The organism is Chryseosolibacter histidinae (assembly GCF_018598225.1).
Lineage (GTDB): Bacteria > Bacteroidota > Bacteroidia > Cytophagales > Cyclobacteriaceae > Chryseosolibacter > Chryseosolibacter histidini.
In genome coordinates, this window is sequence record NZ_JAHESF010000071.1 from 1 (window position 1) to 21,283 (window position 21,283).

The 21,283-nt window shown below is 51.8% G+C and carries 14 protein-coding genes; 7 read left to right on the forward strand and 7 right to left on the reverse strand.

The annotated features are described in order from the left end of the window. Positions 1–330 precede the first annotated feature (330 nt). Positions 331–771 carry a hypothetical protein gene (locus KK083_RS31275; RefSeq protein WP_254170098.1) on the forward strand — a complete coding sequence of 147 codons (441 nt, stop codon included), beginning with the start codon at positions 331–333 and terminating at the stop codon, positions 769–771. A 66-nt stretch (positions 772–837) separates the two neighbouring features. On the opposite strand, the gene KK083_RS31280 is transcribed toward KK083_RS31275, so the two are convergent. From KK083_RS31280 to KK083_RS31290, 3 genes are all read right to left on the reverse strand, one after another. Further along, positions 838–2,130 (reverse strand): glycoside hydrolase family 57 protein, encoded by a 1,293-nt coding sequence (locus tag KK083_RS31280; RefSeq protein WP_254170099.1) that lies wholly within the window; start codon positions 2,128–2,130, stop codon positions 838–840. After that, complete coding sequence (locus tag KK083_RS31285) at positions 2,102–3,532, reverse strand: glycosyltransferase family 4 protein (protein ID WP_254170100.1); 1,431 nt, start codon at positions 3,530–3,532, stop codon at positions 2,102–2,104. Before KK083_RS31285 ends, KK083_RS31280 begins: the two co-directional genes overlap by 29 nt. A 581-nt stretch (positions 3,533–4,113) precedes the next feature. Continuing rightward, the gene (locus KK083_RS31290; protein WP_254170101.1) at positions 4,114–4,530 is read right to left on the reverse strand and encodes an OsmC family protein; all 417 of its coding nucleotides are present in this window, start codon (positions 4,528–4,530) and stop codon (positions 4,114–4,116) included. Between the two features lie 181 nt (positions 4,531–4,711). On the opposite strand from KK083_RS31290, the gene KK083_RS31295 reads away from it, so the two are divergent. Together KK083_RS31295 and KK083_RS31300 are read left to right on the forward strand one after the other, a co-directional pair. Next, positions 4,712–4,909 carry a cold-shock protein gene (locus KK083_RS31295; RefSeq protein ID WP_254170102.1) on the forward strand — a complete coding sequence of 66 codons (198 nt, stop codon included), beginning with the start codon at positions 4,712–4,714 and terminating at the stop codon, positions 4,907–4,909. 181 nt (positions 4,910–5,090) lie between these two features. Next, on the forward strand, positions 5,091–5,948 hold the full coding sequence (locus KK083_RS31300) for a universal stress protein (RefSeq protein ID WP_254170103.1): 858 nt from the start codon (positions 5,091–5,093) through the stop codon (positions 5,946–5,948). A 298-nt stretch (positions 5,949–6,246) separates the two neighbouring features. On the opposite strand, the gene malQ is transcribed toward KK083_RS31300, so the two are convergent. Genes malQ through KK083_RS31315 form a run of 3 tightly spaced genes read right to left on the reverse strand, consistent with a single transcriptional unit; the run spans position 6,247 to position 11,239 of the window. Then, on the reverse strand, positions 6,247–7,779 hold the full coding sequence (gene malQ / locus KK083_RS31305; RefSeq protein WP_254170104.1) for a 4-alpha-glucanotransferase: 1,533 nt from the start codon (positions 7,777–7,779) through the stop codon (positions 6,247–6,249). 3 nt (positions 7,780–7,782) lie between these two features. After that, positions 7,783–9,918 (reverse strand): glycogen debranching protein GlgX, encoded by a 2,136-nt coding sequence (glgX, locus tag KK083_RS31310; protein WP_254170105.1) that lies wholly within the window; start codon positions 9,916–9,918, stop codon positions 7,783–7,785. 31 nt (positions 9,919–9,949) lie between these two features. After that, positions 9,950–11,239, reverse strand: a complete 1,290-nt coding sequence (locus tag KK083_RS31315) for a glycoside hydrolase family 57 protein (protein WP_254170106.1) — start codon at positions 11,237–11,239, stop codon at positions 9,950–9,952. A 295-nt stretch (positions 11,240–11,534) separates the two neighbouring features. Here KK083_RS31315 and treZ point away from each other — a divergent pair, with 295 nt between their 5' ends. The 3 genes from treZ (at position 11,535) to KK083_RS31330 (ending at position 18,911) form a co-directional block, all read left to right on the forward strand. Then, on the forward strand, positions 11,535–13,352 hold the full coding sequence (treZ, locus tag KK083_RS31320) for a malto-oligosyltrehalose trehalohydrolase (protein WP_254170107.1): 1,818 nt from the start codon (positions 11,535–11,537) through the stop codon (positions 13,350–13,352). Positions 13,353–13,355: 3 nt separating this feature from the next. Beyond that, entirely contained in the window at positions 13,356–16,016 is a 2,661-nt protein-coding gene (gene treY, locus KK083_RS31325; protein ID WP_254170108.1) for a malto-oligosyltrehalose synthase, read from the forward strand. A 453-nt stretch (positions 16,017–16,469) separates the two neighbouring features. Beyond that, on the forward strand, positions 16,470–18,911 hold the full coding sequence (locus tag KK083_RS31330) for an ABC transporter permease (protein WP_254170109.1): 2,442 nt from the start codon (positions 16,470–16,472) through the stop codon (positions 18,909–18,911). A gap of 136 nt (positions 18,912–19,047) precedes the next feature. Here the strand turns inward: KK083_RS31330 and KK083_RS31335 are convergent, their stop codons facing one another. After that, a complete protein-coding gene (locus tag KK083_RS31335) occupies positions 19,048–19,212 on the reverse strand; it encodes a hypothetical protein (protein ID WP_254170110.1) in 165 nt (54 codons plus the stop codon). Positions 19,213–19,523: 311 nt separating this feature from the next. Here KK083_RS31335 and KK083_RS31340 point away from each other — a divergent pair. Then, positions 19,524–21,283 (forward strand): ABC-F family ATP-binding cassette domain-containing protein (locus KK083_RS31340; RefSeq protein WP_254170111.1); only part of this gene is annotated, 1,760 nt, incomplete at its 3' end.

Below are 21,283 nucleotides of genomic sequence, written 5' to 3' on the forward strand. Positions count from 1 at the left end.
CGCAGTACCCAGCCCACGGCGTCGGCTGGGGCAGATGGGTATGAGAAAAAGGAGTAAGGAGTAAGGAGTAAGAAGTAAGGAGTAAGGAGTAAGGAGGGGGACCAGGTGTCGAATGTTTGCGCATGTTGAATTGAGGGGGGCTCCGGCATTCATTGGCGCTGGTATCTAAAGGCCTGAAAGGCCTTAATATCGATGGCCCCGGGATTTATCCCGGGGTTATTGTGTTTTGCGGCATTTCAACGTGCCAGAGGAAATTTTGATCGTGATGCATGTTTTGGCACGTAACGCACGCTTCATAATCATGGTATTGTATTTGTTTCGAAGAAGGGCATGAAATACATCATCATCATTTTATTAATAATCCCTTGCCTCGTATTCGCACAATCTGCCGCGGAGGTCCGCGAGGTTGAGCTGAGCAAGGTATCGCGGGGATATGAGGAACACATCCGGATCACGCCAGACAGCTTGCATGTTTTTACCGAGAATAGAATGGGAGAGAAGGCCGTAAAGGATTTTTCAAAGAAAATGTCAGAGAAGGAGTGGACCCGGCTTGTTGAAATTATCAGGATCCGTCCTGTTAAGGAATTGCACGATCTGCCATCACCTACCATGAAACGCGCTCATGACGCCGCCATGCATTCAACCATCACCATCCACCTGGCCGATGGCACTTCTGTGACCCACGGCTATGATGACGAAAACCCCCACAGTGCATTCGTGCCACTGCTGAAAGAGATCCGGACATTGAGCAGCGTACCAGGAAAGCCATAAGCTGTGAGCTACGAGCTTCGAGAGGCGCTACCGTCTCGCAGCTCGCAGCTAAAAAACCGAAGCTCGCTAATGTGTCGCCATCATTGTCATCCTCGATCCCATCGATTGGGGCCATTGGTCGATCGCCATTTTCACAGACACGCTGTGGTCGATCTTGCCGGCCTTGAGGATCTGCACGCGCATCGAAAAATCCGTCAGCACATTCATGTAGTTGATGAATGCTTCATAGGGCGAGGCGTAAGGGCTGAAGTACGAGTGAACCATGCCATCGCTGCCTTTTTTGGTTGACATATAATAGAAATGATCGCTGGTTTGGAGGTTCCTCCATTGTGCGATCGTCTCGTTATCGTCGATATTCTTGATGTCGCATTCAAGACCTGCCAGGGTGTCGAAGGCATCGCGCTGCATGTCGTTGCCCAGCCATGCCGAGAGATCGCGTTCCTGGTCTGCCCACGAGATCAGGTGCGGAACGTTGAGAACGCTATGTGATTCTGTAACGCGGATCACCTGCGATGGTGTTGTCATCTCGAATGACCGTGACTTCGCCAGGCGTGAAAGCAGGTCTTCCATGAATTTGAAGATGCCCGTTTCCTTCTTGTGGTGCTCGCCGAAGGTCTCGTAGTCCATGGCAAGGTTCACCACCTGGTCTTCGTGCGGAAGCGCGTTGAGCCACGAAACATATTTCTCGGCGGTGAGGGGTTTGCCGCCTTCCATGAACCGGAAGGCGATGTCGTCGCTCAGGCGGTAGTTCCTTAACAATATCTTCAGTTCCTGGTCGGGATGATGGAATACATGGTTCGGGCTTCTGTCACCCAGCACTTTTTCAACGCCATCGGCCATGATTCCCAGGAAGCCCAGCCTGCTTACCCTACGCCCGATCTCGTCGTTGTAGATGAGCTCGGTGTTTCTGAAAACGGTGGGACGTACGCCGAAGTGCTCATATACTTTTTCGGCGTGACTGAGCACTTGCTCTTCGAACTCTTTACCCGGCATCATGCAGGCCAGCGAATGATAGCAGGTCTCCGAGAGGAACTCTACTGCCCCGGTGGCTGCCAGCGCCCTGAAGCTGTCGAGCACTTCGGGTGCATAATCATCGAACTGATCGATGATCACACCTGACAGTGAAAATGCAACCCGGATGTTGGGATGTTTCCGGATCATCTTCAGGAGTATGTCGTTAGCAGGCAGATAACATTCTCGGGCTATACGTTGTACGATATTCCGGTTTCCTTCTTCATCGAAGCAGGTGTTGCCTGACCCGATGTCGAAAAAGCGCATGTTGCTCAGCCTTTGGGGCTGATGCACTTGAAAATACAGCACAAGGTTCCTTCTAGGCGCAGTGTTGGGAAGTGAGTTCATAATATAGCTGGGTTAATTTCTTAGCGGCTCTGTCCCAGGTGATGTCAGCGATCTCTTCGGCGCTGTTCCTGGTAAGGGTTTTTGAAAGACTTTTATATTTCAGCATGCTGCAGATGGCAGCGGCCAGTTCCTGGCTGTTCCAGAAATCGACCTTGATGGCGTGTGGCATAACTTCTGCAACGCCTGATTGTTTGGAAATGATCACGGGCACGCCGGCCTGGATCGCTTCCAGTGGTGCGATGCCGAAAGGTTCTGATACGGAGGGCATCACATAGACGTTCGACATGGCCCACACCCGTTCGATGTCCTTTCCTTTGAGGAAACCGGTGAAGTGAAAATGCGATGACATTCTCAGCTGGGCGATGCGTTCGATCATGAGCGGCATCTGGTCGCCCGATCCCGCGATCACAAAATGAGCATCGGGTATTCTTTCCAACACCCTTCTGGCGGCCTCTACAAAATACAGCGGACCTTTCTGATGGGTGATCCTTCCCAGGAATGTCACAATGTGCGAGCCCACCGGGGGAGGTGTGAACATCTTTTCAGTTGCGGCCTTGGGGATGATGCCATTGTGAACAACCTTCACCTTTTCAGCAGGCTGACGGTAACGCGACACCACGATCTCTTTGGTCCAGTTGCTGACGGCGATCACACAGTCTGCTTCCGCCATGCCCTGGTGCTCGATGGCATGTACCCGCTGATCCACCTGCTCTCCGGAGCGGTCGTACTCGGTAGCATGAACATGCACGAACAAAGGTTTGCCACTTACTTTTTTGGCGGCGATCCCGGCAAGGTAGGTCATCCAGTCGTGCGCGTGGATCACATCGAAGTCGAATTTGCTTGCGATCTCGGCACCCACTTGTGCATAACGCCTGACTTCTTCCAGCAGGTTTGTGCCGTATGATCCTGAGAACTGATACGCGGCGTGCGATGGAAGCTCCTGTTCTGTTATTTGTCGTTCTTCAACGGGGTTGGTACTGCTCTGCGGCTCGCGGCGTGTTGCAACTTCTACTTCGGTATCGGCGAACTGATAGTTCCAGTGCGACACCGTGGAAGATGTTTCTTCAAATGAGGGCGCGCGGTAGGCAGAAAGTGAAGAAGGTACTTCGATCTGCTCAACACCGGTTTGCTGGCGGATTACCTGATAGAGTGGCGTGCGCACATCGGGGTTTACCCTGCCGGCGGAGATATATTGTTCAACGCTGCCAGAGACAGAAATGGGTACGCGGCTGGCGCTGATAAAGTCTGTGCGGTCTGCTGATTCGCCCCCGTGAAGTTTGGGGACGACAAAAAGTACATCAATATTTTCTTTACTGAGAGAGTTCGTTAGCCCATGGCATGCTGTACCTAGTCCTCCGGAAATATGGGGCGGGAACTCCCATCCAAACATCAGTACTTTCATGCAACAAACAGGTTAGTGTCGGGTATAAGTTTTAACATGGTATTTATTTATCATTGAAATGAATGCATCACTGCTTTCATCATTACAGCCGCTTTGAATACCGTTGAGCTTACGAATGATAAAAATTCCGTGCCGTGCCGGTGCACAGCAACGTTACCAAAAGCTTATCATCATTTAAGAACAGGAATCCACCTCGAGGTGGCTACGAGCAGAGGGCTCTTTCAGTTTAACAACACCTGTTATCGCAATAAAACCAAACAACAAAGTGTTGTAACGCTATAAGCCTGCAGATACGGTGGAATCCCGGATGTAGAACAGGCGGAAATGTAGAATCGCATCTACAGCGCAGTTACTTTTTATAAAGGATGATGAAGATACGAAAATGCAGGGGATGTTTTGAGCAGACGAGGGGAAAAATAGTAGACAGTCGGAAAAGTAGGCAGTAGACAAATGGGCAATAGGCAAAGTGAGTCAAGGATGTCCAAGATGTTCCTTCTGATCGGAAGAGTACTTTTGCCTACTGCCCCGATCGCCTGCGATCGGTCCCGATGGCTATCGGGATTGCCTACTGCCTACTGGCTCTAACCGAGTTGCGCTTCGAGCGTAATGTTCGTGTTCAGCAGTTTGGAGATGGGGCAGTTCTTTTTAGCGTCATCGGCACAGGCCTGGAACTTTTCAGGGGTGATGCCCGGAACCTTGGCAGTGAGCACAAGCTGGGACTGGCTAATGGCACCGGCCGCGGGATCGAGGGTTATGGTACAATCTACATTAAGCTCATCGGGTTTAAAGCCAGCCTCGCCCAGCACAAAGCTCAGTTTCATGGCAAAGCAGCCCGCATGCGCCGCGGCAACCAGTTCTTCGGGATTAGTGCCGACCCCTTCGGCAAAACGGGAATTGAACGAATATTGGGTTTTGTTCAATACGGTGCTTTGTGTGCTGAGTACGCCATTGCCTTCTTTGCCTGAGCCTTTCCAGACGGCCGTTGCTTTTCTTTTCATATTCTGTTGTGATTTTAGGTTTGAATGAGGCCGAAGATACGAATTTCCCCTCACCCGCCCCTCTCCTTTAAAAGGATAGGGGTAGGGGTAAGGTTGCCGGCCATATGGAATGATTTTTACCGGGGGGTATTTGTTTAGGCAGTTAATAGCCGTATCTTTGAAAATTATTTAATTACAACAAATGAAAGTAGGAACAGTAAAATTCTTCAACGAAACCAAAGGATTCGGTTTTGTGAAGGAGACAGCAACAGGACAAGAGTATTTCGTCCATGTATCAGGACTTCTGGTTGACACCATCCAGGAAAAGGATGAGGTAACTTTTGAACTGAAAGAAGGAAAGAAAGGTTTAAATGCCGTTAACGTAAGGTTAGCGAAGTAATAGATCATCACTTTCGGTACAAGCCCCTGAAGATCTTCAGGGGCTTTTTTTATTTCCTCCCGGCGGCCTTATCCCGCCAATGTCACCCGTTCGTTTGTAGAATCGCCGCCTCAAATCAGCCTGCTTCACCATCACTTTTAGGGGGCGTGAGTTTTATGGAGATACCGGTGACATACAAATTATGAAAAAGATACTGGTACCCACTGACCTTACTGATATCGCCGAACTCGGTTTGAAGTTGGCGGTAGAAATTGCAAAACGGTGCGATGCATCGATCAGCCTCATTAACTTTACACGGCATCCGCTCGGCAAGACCTTCACCTCAACAGGGGAGGTGGACCTGAGCGCCGATGAAGAGGAGAATATCTTTACCCTTGAATTGCTTCAATCCAAAAAAGAACACCTGGAAGGGCTCGCCGTCAAGTACGCAAGTGCCAATGTTCCGATCGAATTTGCCGTGATCGACGACAAGTTCAGAACGGGGCTCGATGCCTACCTGAGTCAGGAGAACATAGACCTGGTGGTAATGGGCACCTCGGGCGAAGAGACCGTGAAGGAAGCCTTTATTGGCAATCATACCCAACAGGTGATCAGGATCTCCCCGTGCCCCGTGTTGTCTGTACGGGATGGTTTCTCGATCGACGATTTTGCCAACATCGTTGCCGCCGTTGAAGTGATCACCGATAATCAGGTGGCCCATGGGTTGGCCCAACTGAAGACCATTGCCGAGTGCTTCGACTCGCATATCCACCTCGTTCACGTGCGCGACCGCGTGAAAGATGCCAACCTCATCCTGAACGAGTACTTTACGAAGATGGCCACCATTGCGGGCCTGCAGAAATTCTCCGTGGTCATCCTCGATGCCGATGACCCCTCAGAAGGAGTAGTGTCCTATGCCGAAAGCATCCACGCCGGCCTCATCGCCGTGCTCAAGAGCGTGCCCGACGGAATTTTCCGCATCTTCTCCAATCGCTTCTCCAACCGCCTCATCAAGGAAGAAGGAAGGCCTGTGTTTACGCTGAATTTGCAGAATAATTGAATGCAGGTTCACGCAAAGCGCGCAAAGGAGACGAAAAGACCACAAAGTTTTTTTGAACCGCGGAGAATGCGGAGAAGATGCTGCGGGCCGCAGAGGCTTTTAGTAAGTCTATAGAGACCGATCGGAAACCGATAGCATTATGATTACACTTCTTGGAAGAAGCGAACAAAGGCCTGAGGGCCTTAATATCAATAGCCATGGGTTTCAACCCATGGCTATTTTGTATTTTGTATTTCCACGTGCCATAGGTAATCTAGATCGGGGGATGCAATCTTTGGGTCGTAACCACGCTCTATGATCAAATAACCTGCTCACGACTCACGGCTTCCGGCTCAGTCCTGTTATAGAGTATCGTCCATGTCTTCAGCAGCTCCTCCTCACGCTGGGTGAGCTCATCCGGTACCAAACGCCATCCCCAATTACCGGAGGTAGATGCCGGTGTGTTCATACGCGCTGCCTCATCCAGCCCCAGCAGATCCTGTAAAGGGATGATCGCGGTGCCGGCAACCGATGCATATACGATCCTTGCCATCAAACGACTGACATTCTTTTCTGTCACAGGCAACCCCGTATAAAGCTCGATCTGCCGGCGCCATTCCTGTTTCAGCTCCTGCTGGAACCACCCGCGTGTGGTGTTATTGTCGTGTGTGCCGGTGTAAGCAATGAAGTTCTCTGTAAAGTTGTGGGGAATGTGATCCGATTGAGGCATGTCCTTCCCGAATGCGAATTGCAGCACTTTCATGCCGGGTAAGCCAAACCGGTCGCGGAGCTGATACACGTTCTCGCCAATGTCACCGAGGTCTTCCGCTACCAGGGGAAGCTCACCCAGCTCCCGTTGCAACACTTCGAAAAAATTGGCTCCGGGGCCGGGACGCCATTTACCTTTGATAGCAGTTTCCTCGCCGGCAGGTACTTCCCAGTACTCCACAAATGCGCGGAAGTGATCGAGTCGCAGCAGGTCTACCAGCTCCAGGTTTTTGCGGACCCGTTTTATCCACCAGTCATACCGTTGTTCCTGCAGCACATCCCACCGGTAAACAGGCATTCCCCAGCGCTGGCCGTTCTCATTAAAGTAATCAGGAGGTACCCCGGCCACGCCATTCATCGAGCCGTTCTTCTTCAGCTTGAAGATGCCGGGCTGCGACCACACATCCGCGGAATCGTGGCTCATGTAAAATGGAAGATCGCCGAGAATGTTAATGTGGAGCCGGTTACAGTAATCTTTGAGGGCCTTCCATTGTTTGAAAAAAACGAACTGCAGCCATTTCGTTTTCATCAGCGCATCCCTGTTCTCAAGGGTAAAGCTCATCAGGCTTTTGAGCTGCCGGTGTTTGAATTCATCGGGCCATGAATACCAGGGATCGTCGTTGAAGCGGGACTTCAGCGCCACATACAGGGCAAAGTCGTCCAGCCACCATGCTTCACGGTTGCAAAACTGGTCGAATGCTTCCTGCGGTTTTGAAGTGAAACGCTGATAGGCTTTATCGAACAGCTTCTGCTTCACTTCGCAGGCTTCTTCATACGATACCTGGTCGGTTACCGGAAGCCGGAACGGAAGCAGCTCTTCGGCTGTCAGCAATCCTTCCGCTACCAGCAGCTCGGGACTGATCAGCAGCGTATTGCCGGCTATGCCTGAGACGGAGCTGTAGGGCGAAAATCCCTGCTGCCGGTGCACGGGTGTAAGCGGTAGTATCTGCCAGTAGTGTTGCCGGCTCCTGTAGAGGAACTCGGCGAAGGTCAGGGCTTCGGGTCCAAGGTCTCCAATGCCGAATGATGAAGGCAGCGAGCTGATATGGAGCAATATTCCGGCAGTGCGTTTTCCGTGAGGCATGCGTTAATGAGGTTTAGCGGCAACCGGGCAATGCAGTACTATTACTGACCGACCTTTGGCGGTAACAGTACTGCCGGCTTCGAGCTGCTCGTTCGATTCTTCCACGCCGTTGCTGGTATCGAGGATGACCGTCCAGCACTTGCTGTACTTGGCAGGTGGCAGCTTATATTCAAGCGGCTCGTGATGTGCATTGAAGATGACGTAAAAGTTATCATCGGTGATCCGTTCGCCTTTGGGACCAACCCAATGAATGCCAAGGCCGCTGAGAAAGATGCCCAGTGACTTTGCGAAGTCGTTGTTCCAGTGCTCTTCTGTCATCTCGGAGGCATCGGGCAGAAACCATGTGATATCTTCAACACCCGTGCCCTTGATGCGTTGTCCCTGGAACCAACGGCGGCGGCAAAATACCGGGTGACTTCTGCGAAGCTCGATGAGCTTGCGGGTGAAGGTCAATAGTTCTTCATCGGTCTGCGCCCAGTTGATCCACGAGATCTCATTGTCCTGGCAGTAAGCGTTGTTGTTCCCTTTCTGCGTGCGACCCATCTCATCGCCGGCCAGAAGCATGGGCACGCCCTGCGAGAGAAAAAGTGTCGTGAGCAGGTTCTTTTTCTGTTGCTTGCGCAAGGCCAGTATGGCAGCATCGTCGGTATCACCTTCCACGCCACAGTTCCACGAGCGGTTATGGCTTTCTCCGTCTTTATTGTCTTCGCCGTTGGCCTCGTTATGTTTTTCATTATAGGAGACCAGGTCGTGGAGGGTGAAACCATCATGAGCCGTGATGAAATTGATGCTGGCGGTGGGCCTGCGATAGTCGCCGGCATAGAGGTCGGGGCTTCCCGTAATACGAAGCCCGAACTCGCCGAGCATGCTTTCGGCACCGCGCCAGAAATCGCGCATGCAGTCGCGGTACTTGCCGTTCCATTCCGCCCAGCCCGGCGGAAACTTTCCTACCTGGTATCCGCCTTCGCCGATGTCCCACGGTTCTGCAATGAGCTTGACCTGCGAGATCACCGGGTCCTGGTGAATAATGTCGAAGAAAGCGCTCAGCCTGTCTACCTCATGAAGCTCGCGTGCAAGGGTTGCCGCAAGGTCGAAGCGAAATCCATCCACGTGCATGTTCAGGATCCAATATCGCAAGCTGTCCATCATCAGGCGCAATACGTTCGGAAGGTTGGCGTTCAGGGTGTTGCCGGTGCCGGTGTAATCGTTATAGTATCGTTTGTCTTCCATCAGCCGGTAGTAGGCGGCATTGTCGATGCCCCTGAAGGAGAGCGTAGGGCCCATGTGGTTGCCTTCGGCTGTATGATTGTAGACCACATCGAGGATCACTTCGATGCCTGCCTTGTGCATCTCCTTGACCATGTTCTTGAACTCCGTCACCTGCTCTCCTGTTACACCGCTGCTGGCGTAGCGCGCGTCGGGGGCAAAGAAGCCGATGGTGTTGTATCCCCAATAATTGGACAATCCTTTTTCGCGCAGGTGCCGGTCAGACACGAAATGGTGAACAGGCATCAGTTCGATGGCCGTGATGCCGAGCGATTTCAGGTAGTTGATGGTGACAGGATGGGAGAGGCCAGCATACGTTCCCCTGATGTTTTCGGGAATATCAGGATGCATCATCGTAAAACCTTTTACATGCGCCTCATAGATCACGGATCGGTGATAGGGGATCTTGGGAGGTTTGTCTCCTTCCCAGTCAAATTGGTCATTAATTACTACACATTTGGGAAGAAATGGGGCACTGTCCAGGGTGCTCTGACTCAGGTCTTCATCGGGGTTTCCGATCTCGTAACCAAAAAGCGCGTCGTTCCAGGCGATGGTTCCGGCGATGGCCTTCGCATAGGGATCGATCAGCAGCTTGCTGGGATTGTAGCGGTGTCCTTCTTCCGGTGTATAAGGTCCATGGACCCGGTACCCGTACAGCTGCCCGGGTTTTGCATCGGGAAGGAAAACATGCCACACGTGGTGTGAGCGTTCCTTGATCTTGATGGTAACAGATTCTTTGGTGTCTTGCGGAGTGTTGAAAAGACAGAGATCAACGCCTGTTGCGTTGTCGGCAAAAAGTGCAAAGTTCACTCCTTCTTCGTTCCAGGTGGCTCCCAGCGGATACGGGCTGCCGGGATATGTTTTTGTGTTCAAGCAGTGTTAAAAAATTAGATCGTGAATAATGTTAACTGGTATAACCATTCCGGGAGTCGATGTTCAGCGCCCAGAGTGGTGCATTGATGCTTCTTCGTTCGGCTTCTACGGCTTCATTGATCTTCTCTGCATCGGTTGGCGCGTGCTCGCCGGCATGAATGCTGCGCTGCAGGCTGTGGATCACGGTCATGTACTGATCGTATGCATCCTGCGACGACGCATAGGGAGAAAGATGAATGGCGTGGTCTGCCTTTTCTGACATATAATAAAAATGATCGCTGGCCTGAAGGCATCGCCACAACCTGAGCAGGGCAGGGTCGTTCTTCCCTTTCACCCCGGCTTCAAGCGCGATCAATGCCGCCAGCGCCTCGCGTTGCCTTTCGTTGCCAACCCAATCGGAAAGATCACAACCTGCCACCGCCACATAGTCGGGAATGGAAAGTGCGCGCGTAGGCTTGTACTGGATCACTTCTGCAGGCGTAGACATCTCATAGCTGTTCTCGATGGCGATCAACAACATCAGGTGCTCCAGGAAATGGAAGATCCGGGTGTCTGCCTTGTGGTGCTCGCCGAACGTCTCATAGTCGATGGCGATCGTCACCAGCTTCTCGTCTTCGGGCATCGCTTCAAGCCACGACATGTATTTCTCCGCGGTGAGATTCCATCCGCTCAGCGCCACCCTGAAAGCGATATCGTCGCTCAGGCTTTGGTTGCGCATGAGGATCTTCAGTCCATTGTGATCGCGGTGCTCATACAAATGATGCGGACACGTTCTGAGCGAAGCCACGTTCCCTTCCGTCAGCACACCGCGGAATCCCATCATCGCGATACGTCTGCCAATGTCATCATTGTAGACGAGGTTGGTGTTGCGGAAAACGCTTGGACGGACACCAAAATGTTCGACCATTTTTTCGGCGTGCTCCAGGATCTGGATCTCGAATTCTTCACTGTCCATCAGAAATGCCAGCGAATGATGATAGGTCTCCGATAAAAAATCCACAGATCCCGTCTCCGCCAGTGCACGGAAGCTTGCCAGCGCTTCAGGCGCATACGCTTCCATCTGTTCGATGGCGGTACCTGAAATTGAAAATGCGATCCTGATCTGCGGATGCTGTTCGATGAGCTTGAGCAGAAGCTTATTGGCCGGGATGTAACACTCCCTCGCCACCCGCTCCATAATGGACTGGTCCAGTTTCTCGTCGATCCATGAGGTCTCTATCGCCGGATCAGCGGCTGTTAACTTCTTAAGTCGCCTGGGCTGATGCACTTGAAAGCATAGCACCAGGTGCCGGTTCTCAATGGGTTGTTCTGTGGTGTTCATAATAGTGAATGGAGTTGTTATGTTCTCACAATAAAAGTTGTACCCGGGTGAGTCTGTTTCAGTTATTAAACTTGTTACCAGTTGCCGGTCGCCGGTTGCCGGTTTAGTTAGTGTTAACATACCATTCGGATGTTTATTCAGTGAATTGAAAGACAGCAGTGAAGTGTACCTACATGAAACCGGCAACCGGTAACTGGCAACCGGCAACCACTTTTGCGGCACATTTTTTTAACCTCGTTCACCGGCAATAGAAACCTCTGACGGGCAGGCAACAAGGCCTGCGAAAAAATTACCCATGAACTATCAGTACCCCGATGTTGGTGCATTCTGTGAAAGCAACAACGCTGCATCCTTTATTGTATGGGCCCCCGAACGCAAGCACATGGATGTGGTGCTGGGCGATAAATTATTTCCGATGGAGAAAGACCATCGTGGCTACTGGCGGAAACGGCTGAACGATGTACCGGCAGGCACGCCTTACCTGTTTCGTGTCGATAAAGAGAAAACGCTTCCTGATCCCGCTTCGATGAGTCAACCACAAGGTGTGCATGGCCCCTCCGTTGTAACCGACCGTTCTTTTCGCTGGACCGACCTGTCATGGAAAGGCATCGCGCTTGGCGACATGGTGATCTACGAGCTGCACGTGGGCACTTTTACCGCGAAAGGCACCTTCGAAGGTGTGGTCGAAAAGCTGCCTTACCTTCAGGCATTGGGTGTGAATGCCATCGAGCTTATGCCCGTAGCGCAGTTTCCAGGTACCCGCAACTGGGGATACGACGGTGTGTATCCCTTTGCTGTGCAGCATTCTTATGGTGGTGTTACGGGACTGAAGCGGCTTGTGGATGAAGCACACAAGCAGGGCATCGCCATCATCCTGGATGTGGTATACAATCATCTTGGTCCCGAGGGAAATTACTTTGCGGAATACGGACCTTATTTCACAGACAAGTACAAAACCTTCTGGGGAAGCGCCATCAATTACGACGATGCCTGGTGCGATGGCGTGCGTCAGTATTACTTTCAGAATGCCCTCATGTGGCTCAACGACTTTCACATCGACGGCCTTCGCCTTGATGCGGTGCACGCTATCTGGGATTTCAGCGCCCGTCATTTTATAGAAGAGCTGAACGCCAAAGTTCGCGCCCTCGAAACGCACACAGGAAGAAAAAAGGTGCTCATCGCAGAATTCGATCTCAACAATCCAAGATATATCAGGCCGCCGTCCAAAGGAGGTTACGGCCTCGACGGTCAATGGATCGATGAATATCACCATGCGCTTCATGCCCTGGTAACGGGCGAGACCAACGGCTACTACGAAGACTTCGGTGAAGCCTCGCACCTTGCCTGCTCATTACGCAACTCATACGTTTATACAGGGCAGTATTCCGTGCACCGGAAACGCAATTTCGGCGTGGTGCCGCTGGATACTGCTTATAGCCAGTTCGTTGTTTTTGCACAGAACCATGACCAGGTCGGCAACAGGTTCCTGGGCGATCGGCTCACGGCACAACTCTCTTTCGAAGCGTTGAAGCTGGTGGCCGCCGTGTGCCTTTTATCACCACATGTGCCTTTGCTGTTCATGGGAGAGGAGTATGGTGAGAAGAACCCGTTCCAGTATTTTATCAGTCACACAGACAAGGAGCTTGTAGAACAGGTTCGCGCGGGACGCAAAAAAGAATTTGCGTATTTCAACCTCGAAGGCGAAGCACCCGATCCGCAGGCAGAAGAAACCTTCCGGAAATGTGTGCTGTCGTGGAACCATGAACATGACCGTGACGCTGCCTTGATGCTGGCGTATTACCAGTTCCTGATCGATTTCAGAAAAACAAGGAAAGCCATGAAGGCGATGGAGCGGAGCTCTGTGATCGTTTTGCCCGCGGCCGATGAAAAAGTGATCTGGTTCGAGAAGCGCTGTGGCTCAGACCGCCTGCTGATCGTTTTCAACTTCAACAAACAAAACGTTACACTCATCAACCCGGTCGAGCGTGCTGTCCGCAGGATCTTCGACTCGGCTTCCCGGCAATGGAATGGCACGTCTGAAGAGTCATCCGGAACAGACAAAGGCAAGCCCTTCACCATTCAAGCACAATCCGCCGTCATATTCGAGTTTTGATCTATGCATATACCCACTTCCACATACCGCGTTCAGCTTCATAAAGATTTTACGCTTTCAGACCTGGAGAATATCATCGACTACCTTCATGATTTAGGGGTCACCACCATCTATGCGGCCCCCATTGTTACGGCCGTTCCCGGCAGCATGCATGGGTATGATGTTACCGATCCCCATGTGATCAATCCTGAGATCGGCACGCTGGAACAGCTGATGCGTATATCTGCCAGGTTGAAGGAAAAAAATATGTCGTGGCTGCAGGATATTGTGCCCAATCACATGGCGTTCCACCCGCTGAACTGGCGCCTGATGGATGTGATGGAACGCCACAGCGCGTCGCCGTACCATCGTTATTTCGATATAGACTGGCATCATCCTTCGGCGCACCTGAATGGCAAGCTGCAGGTTCCGTTCCTGGGTAAGGAGCTTGAGTCATGCATCGCGGACGGGGAGATCAAAGTGTCTTTTTCGGACGCCGGATTCACGGTAGATTATTTTCAGACAAGATACCCGTTGTCGCTGAGCGCTTATCCGGTGCTGTTCGCTGCTCATTCCCAAAAGGTAAAAGGCTGGCAGGAATTTTTGAAGAAAGCGGAAGCTTTGCGCGATCGGGAGCTGTGGCATAGACACAAGATGGATTTTGTCAAGGCGATCTCGAATGACGAAGCCGCTCATTTTGCCGTGCTCGAGCTGCTTGAAACAGTCAACAGTGATCCGCAGAAGCTTCAGCGCTTGCTGGAGAGTCAACATTACACACTCACTTTCTGGAAGCACACGGAGAATATGATTGGTTACCGGAGGTTCTTTACCGTGAACGAGCTCATCTGCCTGCGCATGGAAGACGATGCCGTGTTCGAAGAATACCACAAGGTTCTTGGGCAGTTGTATGAGAAAGAGATCGTGCAGGGATTCAGGATCGACCATATCGATGGGCTGAAAGATCCGTCCGGTTACATCCGGCGCCTGCGTAAACGGTTTGGTGAAGACTGCTACATCATTGCCGAAAAGATCCTCGAGGCCAAAGAGAATATGCCGGCACATTGGCCCCTGGAAGGTACCAGTGGTTACGAGTTCCTTTCGCATGTAAGCCAGCTCATCACCAACCGGAAAGGCGCAAAGCAACTGGCAACTTTCTATCGGGAGCTGGTGCCATCACTGCCGGCTTACCACGAATTGGTTTTGGCCAACAAACGGCTCATCCTGGAACAGTACATGGCGGGCGAGTGGGAGAACCTTGTGCGCTTTTTTATGGTAGCAGGTTTGTTTGATAATTGTCAGTTCGAGCGCATCAGGGCGGCGCTGGGCCTGCTCATGGTATCGCTGCCCGTATATCGCATCTACCCCGAGCAGTTGCCGTTAAAAGGAAATGATGTGGTGGTGATGAACGAAGCTTTTCACAAGGCGCTTGCCAACGGAAAAACATACAGGGCCGAGCTGGAATACCTTCAGCGAATTTTTACTCAGCCTTTAGACGATGCTGCCTTGAGCGATCGGGCGCTCGACTTTTTGAAGCGGCTCATGCAGTTCACGGGACCGCTCACGGCCAAAGGCGTTGAGGATACTACCTTCTACGTTTATAATGCATTGATCTCACACGATGAAGTGGGCGATGCTCCTTCGACCCTGGGCATCAGCGTTACCAACTTTCATGCGAAGATGGCCGAACGTCAGCGTGCAACACCATTCTCGCTCAACGCCACGGCAACCCACGACACCAAACGGGGAGAAGATGCGCGGCTGCGGCTCAATGTGCTCTGTGAATTCCCCGACCAGTGGCAGCAGCTCGTGCTTCAATGGTTAGACATGAACAGGCCCTTTCACCATCGCACAACAAAAGGTAATCTCACGCCTTCCAAAAACGACGAGTATTATATTTACCAGGCCATCATCGGTGGATTCCCTGAAGACCTTGAAGTGACTCAGGAATGGCTGGAACGCCTCCAGGCTTACCAGGTAAAAGTGGTGCGGGAGGCCAAGGTTTACAGCGACTGGGGAGAACCTGATGAAGAATATGAAGCGGCATGTGGTGCGTTCATCAGGAACATATTGAGTCCTGGCAGCGCCTTTCTCACAAGCCTGATACCCTTCATGAAAAAAGTGAATCGACGTGCCAACCGGCTGGCGTTGGTGCAGGCGCTGGTCAGGATCACCGCGCCCGGCATTCCCGATACCTACCAGGGATGCGAGCTCTGGGATCTGAGCTTTGTCGATCCCGATAACCGTCGCCCCGTGGATTACACCCGCAGAAAGCAATACCTCGACGCGCTTATCAGCAAGGAGCAGGAGGGAAGTGATGCCTTGTTTGGTTTTTTGAAAGATCATAGCGCTGAGGGGCTCGAAAAATTTTTTGTGATCTGGAAGTCCCTTAATTTCCGGAAGCACCATCCGATTGTCTTTGAAAACGGTACTTACATCCCGCTCCAGGCGACCGCTAAAGAAACGACCATGATCGCCTACGCCCGCCATCACGAAGGCCGATGGGTAGTAGTCGCGGCCCCGCTAGGCGCAGAGGAACCCGCTTATGGCGACGATGACCTGATCCTCCCGGAACATGCCCCCTCAAGCTGGAGGAATGTATTTACAGGCGAGACAATGCAAGCGGAAGGAAGGCTCCGGCTTTCGGAGTGCTTCAGACATTTTCCGGTAGCGCTTTTTACCAGTTGATAGTTCGATGGTTAGCCCTTCCTTCCGAGACCGTCATCCAGAGCGGTGGTTGAGTGGTGGATTGCGGGAGCGAAGGATCCCCTGATAATTACTGCGTACTTAATTCGAAGGCATGTCTTTTGAACCGCACTTCGTTTCAAGGGGATTCCTCGCTCCGCACATGCTGCCCGCAGTCCTCGCTCTGAATGACGGGACAAACCAACACCTGAATAACCCTCAAAGGGGTTCCCCTTCGGCTTCGAAGCGTTTTGCTGTGGACCGTGGACTGTCTACCGTGGACTCTTCCTGTAACCTTTTCGAGTTCCACCAGTACATGTTTCATATTCCACTACAATCATAATGCAACTGAAGTACAAAAAAGATCAATTCATGCCACGAAATGGGGTAATGCTTTTTAAAACTTTATTGTTGCCGTATACGTCCTATTGAGAGATACCTTAAACCTTTATCGCCATGTTTAAAAACTACCTCGTTCTTGCTTTCCGCAACCTCTTCAAGCGAAAGCTTTACTCTTTCATCAACATCTTCGGACTGGCCACCGGTGTGGCGGTTTGTCTTGTGATCCTGAAATATGTGGATTTCCAGCTGAGCTATGACAATTTTCATGAGAACGGCGACCGCATTTACCGAACCATCTCGGACGGCTACCGCAATGGCGAGTTCACCGGCACCGGTGTGCTTTCGGGTTATGCGCAAGGCCCTGCCATGCAGGCTGACATCCCCGAAGTAAAAACTTATATCCGCACGCATCCCATGTATGGCGGCGCCGTGATCAGCAACAGCGATGTGCAAGGCGAGCCCCTGAGGTTCCGCGAAGAGCGGATCACATTTGTCGACTCTACCTTTCTCGATGTGTTCACATTTAAAGGCGTGGAAGGTGATATCGCCACCGCGCTCGACAAGCCCGATGCCATCGTGATCACCAGGTCCATGGCCAAAAAATATTTTGGTAAGGATGGCGATCCGTTAGGCAAAACACTGCAGATCTCCGGAGGTTGGGTGAGTGGCGATTTCCAGGTGACCGCCGTGCTTGAAGACGTGCCCGGCAATTCACATTTAACATTCGACTTCCTGGTGCCGATCCACAAGCTCCTTGAAGGCCAGCAGTACAAGCAGGACGATGGATGGGGCTGGCAGAACTTTGTCACCTACGTTGAGTTGTATCCCAACACGAGCGTTAAAACGGTTGAAGACAAAGCCGTAGCCTTCATTAAAAAGCACCGCGGCGAAGCCCATGCGAGGGCAGGTGTGAAGGTCGTTCAGAAATTTCAGCCCATCAAAGATATTCACCTCAGCCCCGGTCTCGAGCTTGAATCGAGCGAGACCATGAGTGTGAACACCATCTATTTCTTTATTGTGATCTCTGTTTTCATCCTGGCCATTGCCTGGGTGAACTACATCAACCTCTCTACGGCCAGGGCCATGGAGCGGGCGCGTGAAGTGGGTATCAAGAAAGCTGTGGGTGCATTCAGGAGTCAGCTGATCACACAGTTCATTTTCGAGTCGGTGGTGGTGAATTTTATTGCTGTTGTGCTGGCATTGGTGATAGCGGTGGTTTTGCTGCCGGTGCTGGGTGGCATCGTTGAGAAGAACTTTGTGTTCGACTTCACCGATCCGCGCCTGTGGATGGTGCTTTTCGGACTGTTCCTGTTCGGATCCGTTGTGTCCGGTGCGTATCCGGCGTTCGTGCTTTCGTCGTTCAGGACCTCCGTTGTACTGAAGGGAAGCGTGGAGAAGGGCGGGGAGAGGTTTTCGCTTCGCAAGGCGCTGGTGGTGTTCCAGTTCGTGTCATCCCTCGTGCTGATCGCCGGAACGTTCGCCATCTACCGCCAGATCCTGTTCATGCGCAGCCAGGATAAAGGATTTACCATGGAGCAGATGCTGGTGGTGAACGGACCAACCGTATTTGAGCGAGAGGGACTTACGGAAAGGCTCATCAGTTTCAAGAACGAGCTTAAAAAGATCCCCGCTGTCGAGAATGTGGCCAGCTCTGCCACGATCCCCGGCGGAGGTTTCAACTGGGGCACTACCATGCGCAAGGAGGGCGACCCCGTGGAGACGGAGAAAAGCGGCAATGTCACCTGGGTCGATACAGATTTTCTCGACACTTACGGCATGGAGCTGGTGGCTGGAAAAAAATGGAACCCCGATGTGGCTTCCGATATGAAGTCGATGATCGTGAACGAGGCGGCGCTTACAACGTTTGGGTTAGGCACACCGGAGGAAGCGTTGGAGAAACGTATGCTGCTTGGAAATGATACCGTGGCGATCCTGGGCGTTTTGAAGAACTATAACTGGAACTCGTTAAAGGTGGCCCATTCTCCGATCCTGCTGGCGGCATCGACGGCATCGCGCAGGCATTTTTCGATCCACCTCAGTGGCACCTCTTCGAGCCTGCAGGAGTCGGTAAAGAAAGTTGAAGCGTTGTTCAAGGAGACGTTCCCCAACAATCCCTTCGATTATTTCTTCCTCGACGACTTCTTCGATCGTCAGTACAAAGACGATCAGCAGTTTGCCCGGATCTTCGGCATGTTTGCAGTGCTGGCCATTATCATAGCGTGCCTCGGTTTGTGGGGACTGGCCTCTTTCACCACCACGCAGAAGCTTAAAGAGATCAGCATCCGCAAGGTGCTGGGTGCTTCTACCACCAGCATCATGTCGCTGCTCTCGGCGCAGTTCCTGAAGCTTGTGCTCATTGCCAGCATTATCTCGATTCCACTGATCTGGTTCGGCATCGACTCATGGCTGGATAGCTTTGCATTCAGGATCGGCGTGGGATGGGACCTGTTCGTTGTACCCGCCCTCGCGCTGGCCCTGATCGCACTCTGCACGGTGAGCCTGCAGATCCTGAAAGGTGCCAACAGCAACCCCGCAAAAGTTCTGAGGTCGGAATAGTTTAAGGTTTAAAGTTTAAAGTTTAAGGTTTAAAGTTTAAAGTTTAAGGTTTAAAGTTTAAAGTTTAGGAATGGCTGTCGAAGGACAGCCTTTCTTTTTTACCCAACCTGAAACTTGCAACGTCTAACTTGAAACTTCAAACTTTTAACGTTTTCAACTCGCTGGGTGTCGCTTTGAAGTAATCGTCTCCTACCTTTACGGTGTACAACGTGCCGCGGTACTTGCTCTCACGGGGTTTACCATAGATGGTCCCCTGTTGTTCCTTATAGATGACGGGATCTCCGTTTTTGATTTTGTCCATGAAAACGGGAGAAATAAAACCGTGCCCAGGGCAATTGTGGTGTTGATGGGTCATGATTGAAAAGTAGGCGGTAGGCATGAGCAGTAGGCAAGTTCGGTAGACAAAAAGCCATCACCTGAAACCGATATCCTGACCGGTGTAGTTGTGGGAAGGCATGTGTGAGCGAAGGCTCCCGTATTGCAAATGCAAACGTTGAGCTATGATCATCTTGCCTACTGCCCCGATCGCTTGTGAGCGGGATTTTCCTGCTGCCTACTGTTTTTTGCCTACTGCCTACTATTCCCTACATTTGCCCGCTAAATCTCGAAAAATTGAATTACCTGTCTGCAGAATCGATCTCGAAAACGTTTAATGACCGCTGGCTCTTTAAAGATATCTCGTTGGGCATCTCCCAGGGTGAAAAATTCGCCCTCGTAGGCAATAACGGGGTAGGAAAATCAACATTGTTAAGGATCCTGACCGGCGAGATCCAGCCAGACAACGGTAAAGTGAGTGTGCGCCAGGGCTTGCGCATGGGCTACCTGACCCAGCAGCCCGCTGTAGACCCGGCACTTTCTGTGAAGGATGTGCTGTTCAACGACGACAACGAGATCGCCCGGGTGGTTAAAGAATACGAAGATTGCCTTCACCATCCCGATACGCCGGCAGAACGTATGCAGGCCGTGCTGGAGAAAATGGAAGAGCTCAAGGCGTGGGACTACGAAGCCAAAGTGCAGGAAGTGATCGGCAAGCTCGGCGTGCCCGACATGGATAAAAAATTCGGCGAGCTTTCGGGCGGACAGAAGAAACGCATCTTCCTGGCCCAGCTGCTGCTGCAGGAAGCGGACCTCATCATCATGGATGAGCCCACCAACCACCTCGATCTCTCGGCCATCGAGTGGCTGGAGAACTACCTCTCAGGACAGAACATCACGCTGATCATGGTCACGCACGACCGTTACTTCCTCGACAACGTTGCCAGTGAGATCATCGAGCTCGATCGCGGCCAGCTGTTCCGTTATAAAGGCAACTACGCCTACTTCCTGGAAAAGAAAAGCGAACGTGAGGAGATGCTGCGCACCGAAGTGACCAAAGCCCGCAACCTGCTCCGGAAAGAGCTGGAGTGGATGCGCAAGCAACCCAGGGCAAGGGGCACCAAAGCCAAGTATCGCATCGAGGCATTTTACGAGCTGAAAGAGAAAGCGTCGCAGGACCTCAGAAAAGAAAAGCTCGAGCTCGATATCAAGGAGGCCCGCCAGGGAGGCAAGATCCTCGAGGTGGAAAAGATCTCCAAGTCATACGGCGATCAGAAGATCGTGGATAATTTTTCCTACGTCTTCAAGAAGAACGACCGCATTGGTGTTGTGGGCAAGAATGGTATCGGCAAATCCACTTTTTTGGATATGCTCACGCTCAAGATCAAACCCGACAGGGGAGAGGTGATGCCGGGCGTGACCACAAAGTTCGGATACTTCACACAGGAAGCCATCAGCCTGAATCCCAACAACAGGCTTATCGAAGAAGTGAAGTCCATCGCGGAGTTCATCACTTTGTCAGACGGCTCGCAGGTCTCTGCTTCCAAGTTCCTGGATACCTTCCTGTTTCCGCCGGAGAAACAATACAATTATGTGAACAAGCTGAGTGGTGGTGAGAAGAAACGGCTTCAGCTGCTCAAGCTGCTGGTGACCAATCCCAACTTCCTCATCCTCGATGAGCCCACCAACGACTTCGATATCGATACACTGAACGTGCTGGAAGACTTCCTTGAAAAATTCTCGGGTTGCCTGCTGCTCGTATCGCACGATCGTTATTTTATGGATCACCTCGTAGACCAGCTTTTTATATTCGAGGGTGATGGTCAGGTCAGGCAGTTCAACGGCAACTATACTGACTACCGAGATTGGGTAGAAGAAGAGGAGGCACGGAAAGATTCAAAATCGCAGCCGCAGCCCGAAGCCGTCAAAGAACAGAAGCCTGCCTCGGGTGAGAAACGGAAAGCCAGCTTTAAGGAAAAACAGGAATACGAAAAGCTGCAGGAAGAGATCGACCCGCTCGACAAGAAAAAAACGGAGCTCAGCGCCCTGCTCACCAG

What these genes read in the sequence shown, in the direction of transcription:
- KK083_RS31275 (WP_254170098.1), top strand. Translation starts at nt 331, where the DNA reads ATGAAATACATCATCATCATTTTATTAATAATCCCTTGCCTCGTATTC.
- KK083_RS31280 (WP_254170099.1), bottom strand. Translation starts at nt 2,130, where the DNA reads ATGAACTCACTTCCCAACACTGCGCCTAGAAGGAACCTTGTGCTGTAT.
- KK083_RS31285 (WP_254170100.1), bottom strand. Translation starts at nt 3,532, where the DNA reads ATGAAAGTACTGATGTTTGGATGGGAGTTCCCGCCCCATATTTCCGGA.
- KK083_RS31290 (WP_254170101.1), bottom strand. Translation starts at nt 4,530, where the DNA reads ATGAAAAGAAAAGCAACGGCCGTCTGGAAAGGCTCAGGCAAAGAAGGC.
- KK083_RS31295 (WP_254170102.1), top strand. Translation starts at nt 4,712, where the DNA reads ATGAAAGTAGGAACAGTAAAATTCTTCAACGAAACCAAAGGATTCGGT.
- KK083_RS31300 (WP_254170103.1), top strand. Translation starts at nt 5,091, where the DNA reads ATGAAAAAGATACTGGTACCCACTGACCTTACTGATATCGCCGAACTC.
- malQ (WP_254170104.1), bottom strand. Translation starts at nt 7,779, where the DNA reads ATGCCTCACGGAAAACGCACTGCCGGAATATTGCTCCATATCAGCTCG.
- KK083_RS31315 (WP_254170106.1), bottom strand. Translation starts at nt 11,239, where the DNA reads ATGAACACCACAGAACAACCCATTGAGAACCGGCACCTGGTGCTATGC.
- treZ (WP_254170107.1), top strand. Translation starts at nt 11,535, where the DNA reads ATGAACTATCAGTACCCCGATGTTGGTGCATTCTGTGAAAGCAACAAC.
- treY (WP_254170108.1), top strand. Translation starts at nt 13,356, where the DNA reads ATGCATATACCCACTTCCACATACCGCGTTCAGCTTCATAAAGATTTT.
- KK083_RS31330 (WP_254170109.1), top strand. Translation starts at nt 16,470, where the DNA reads ATGTTTAAAAACTACCTCGTTCTTGCTTTCCGCAACCTCTTCAAGCGA.
- KK083_RS31335 (WP_254170110.1), bottom strand. Translation starts at nt 19,212, where the DNA reads ATGGACAAAATCAAAAACGGAGATCCCGTCATCTATAAGGAACAACAG.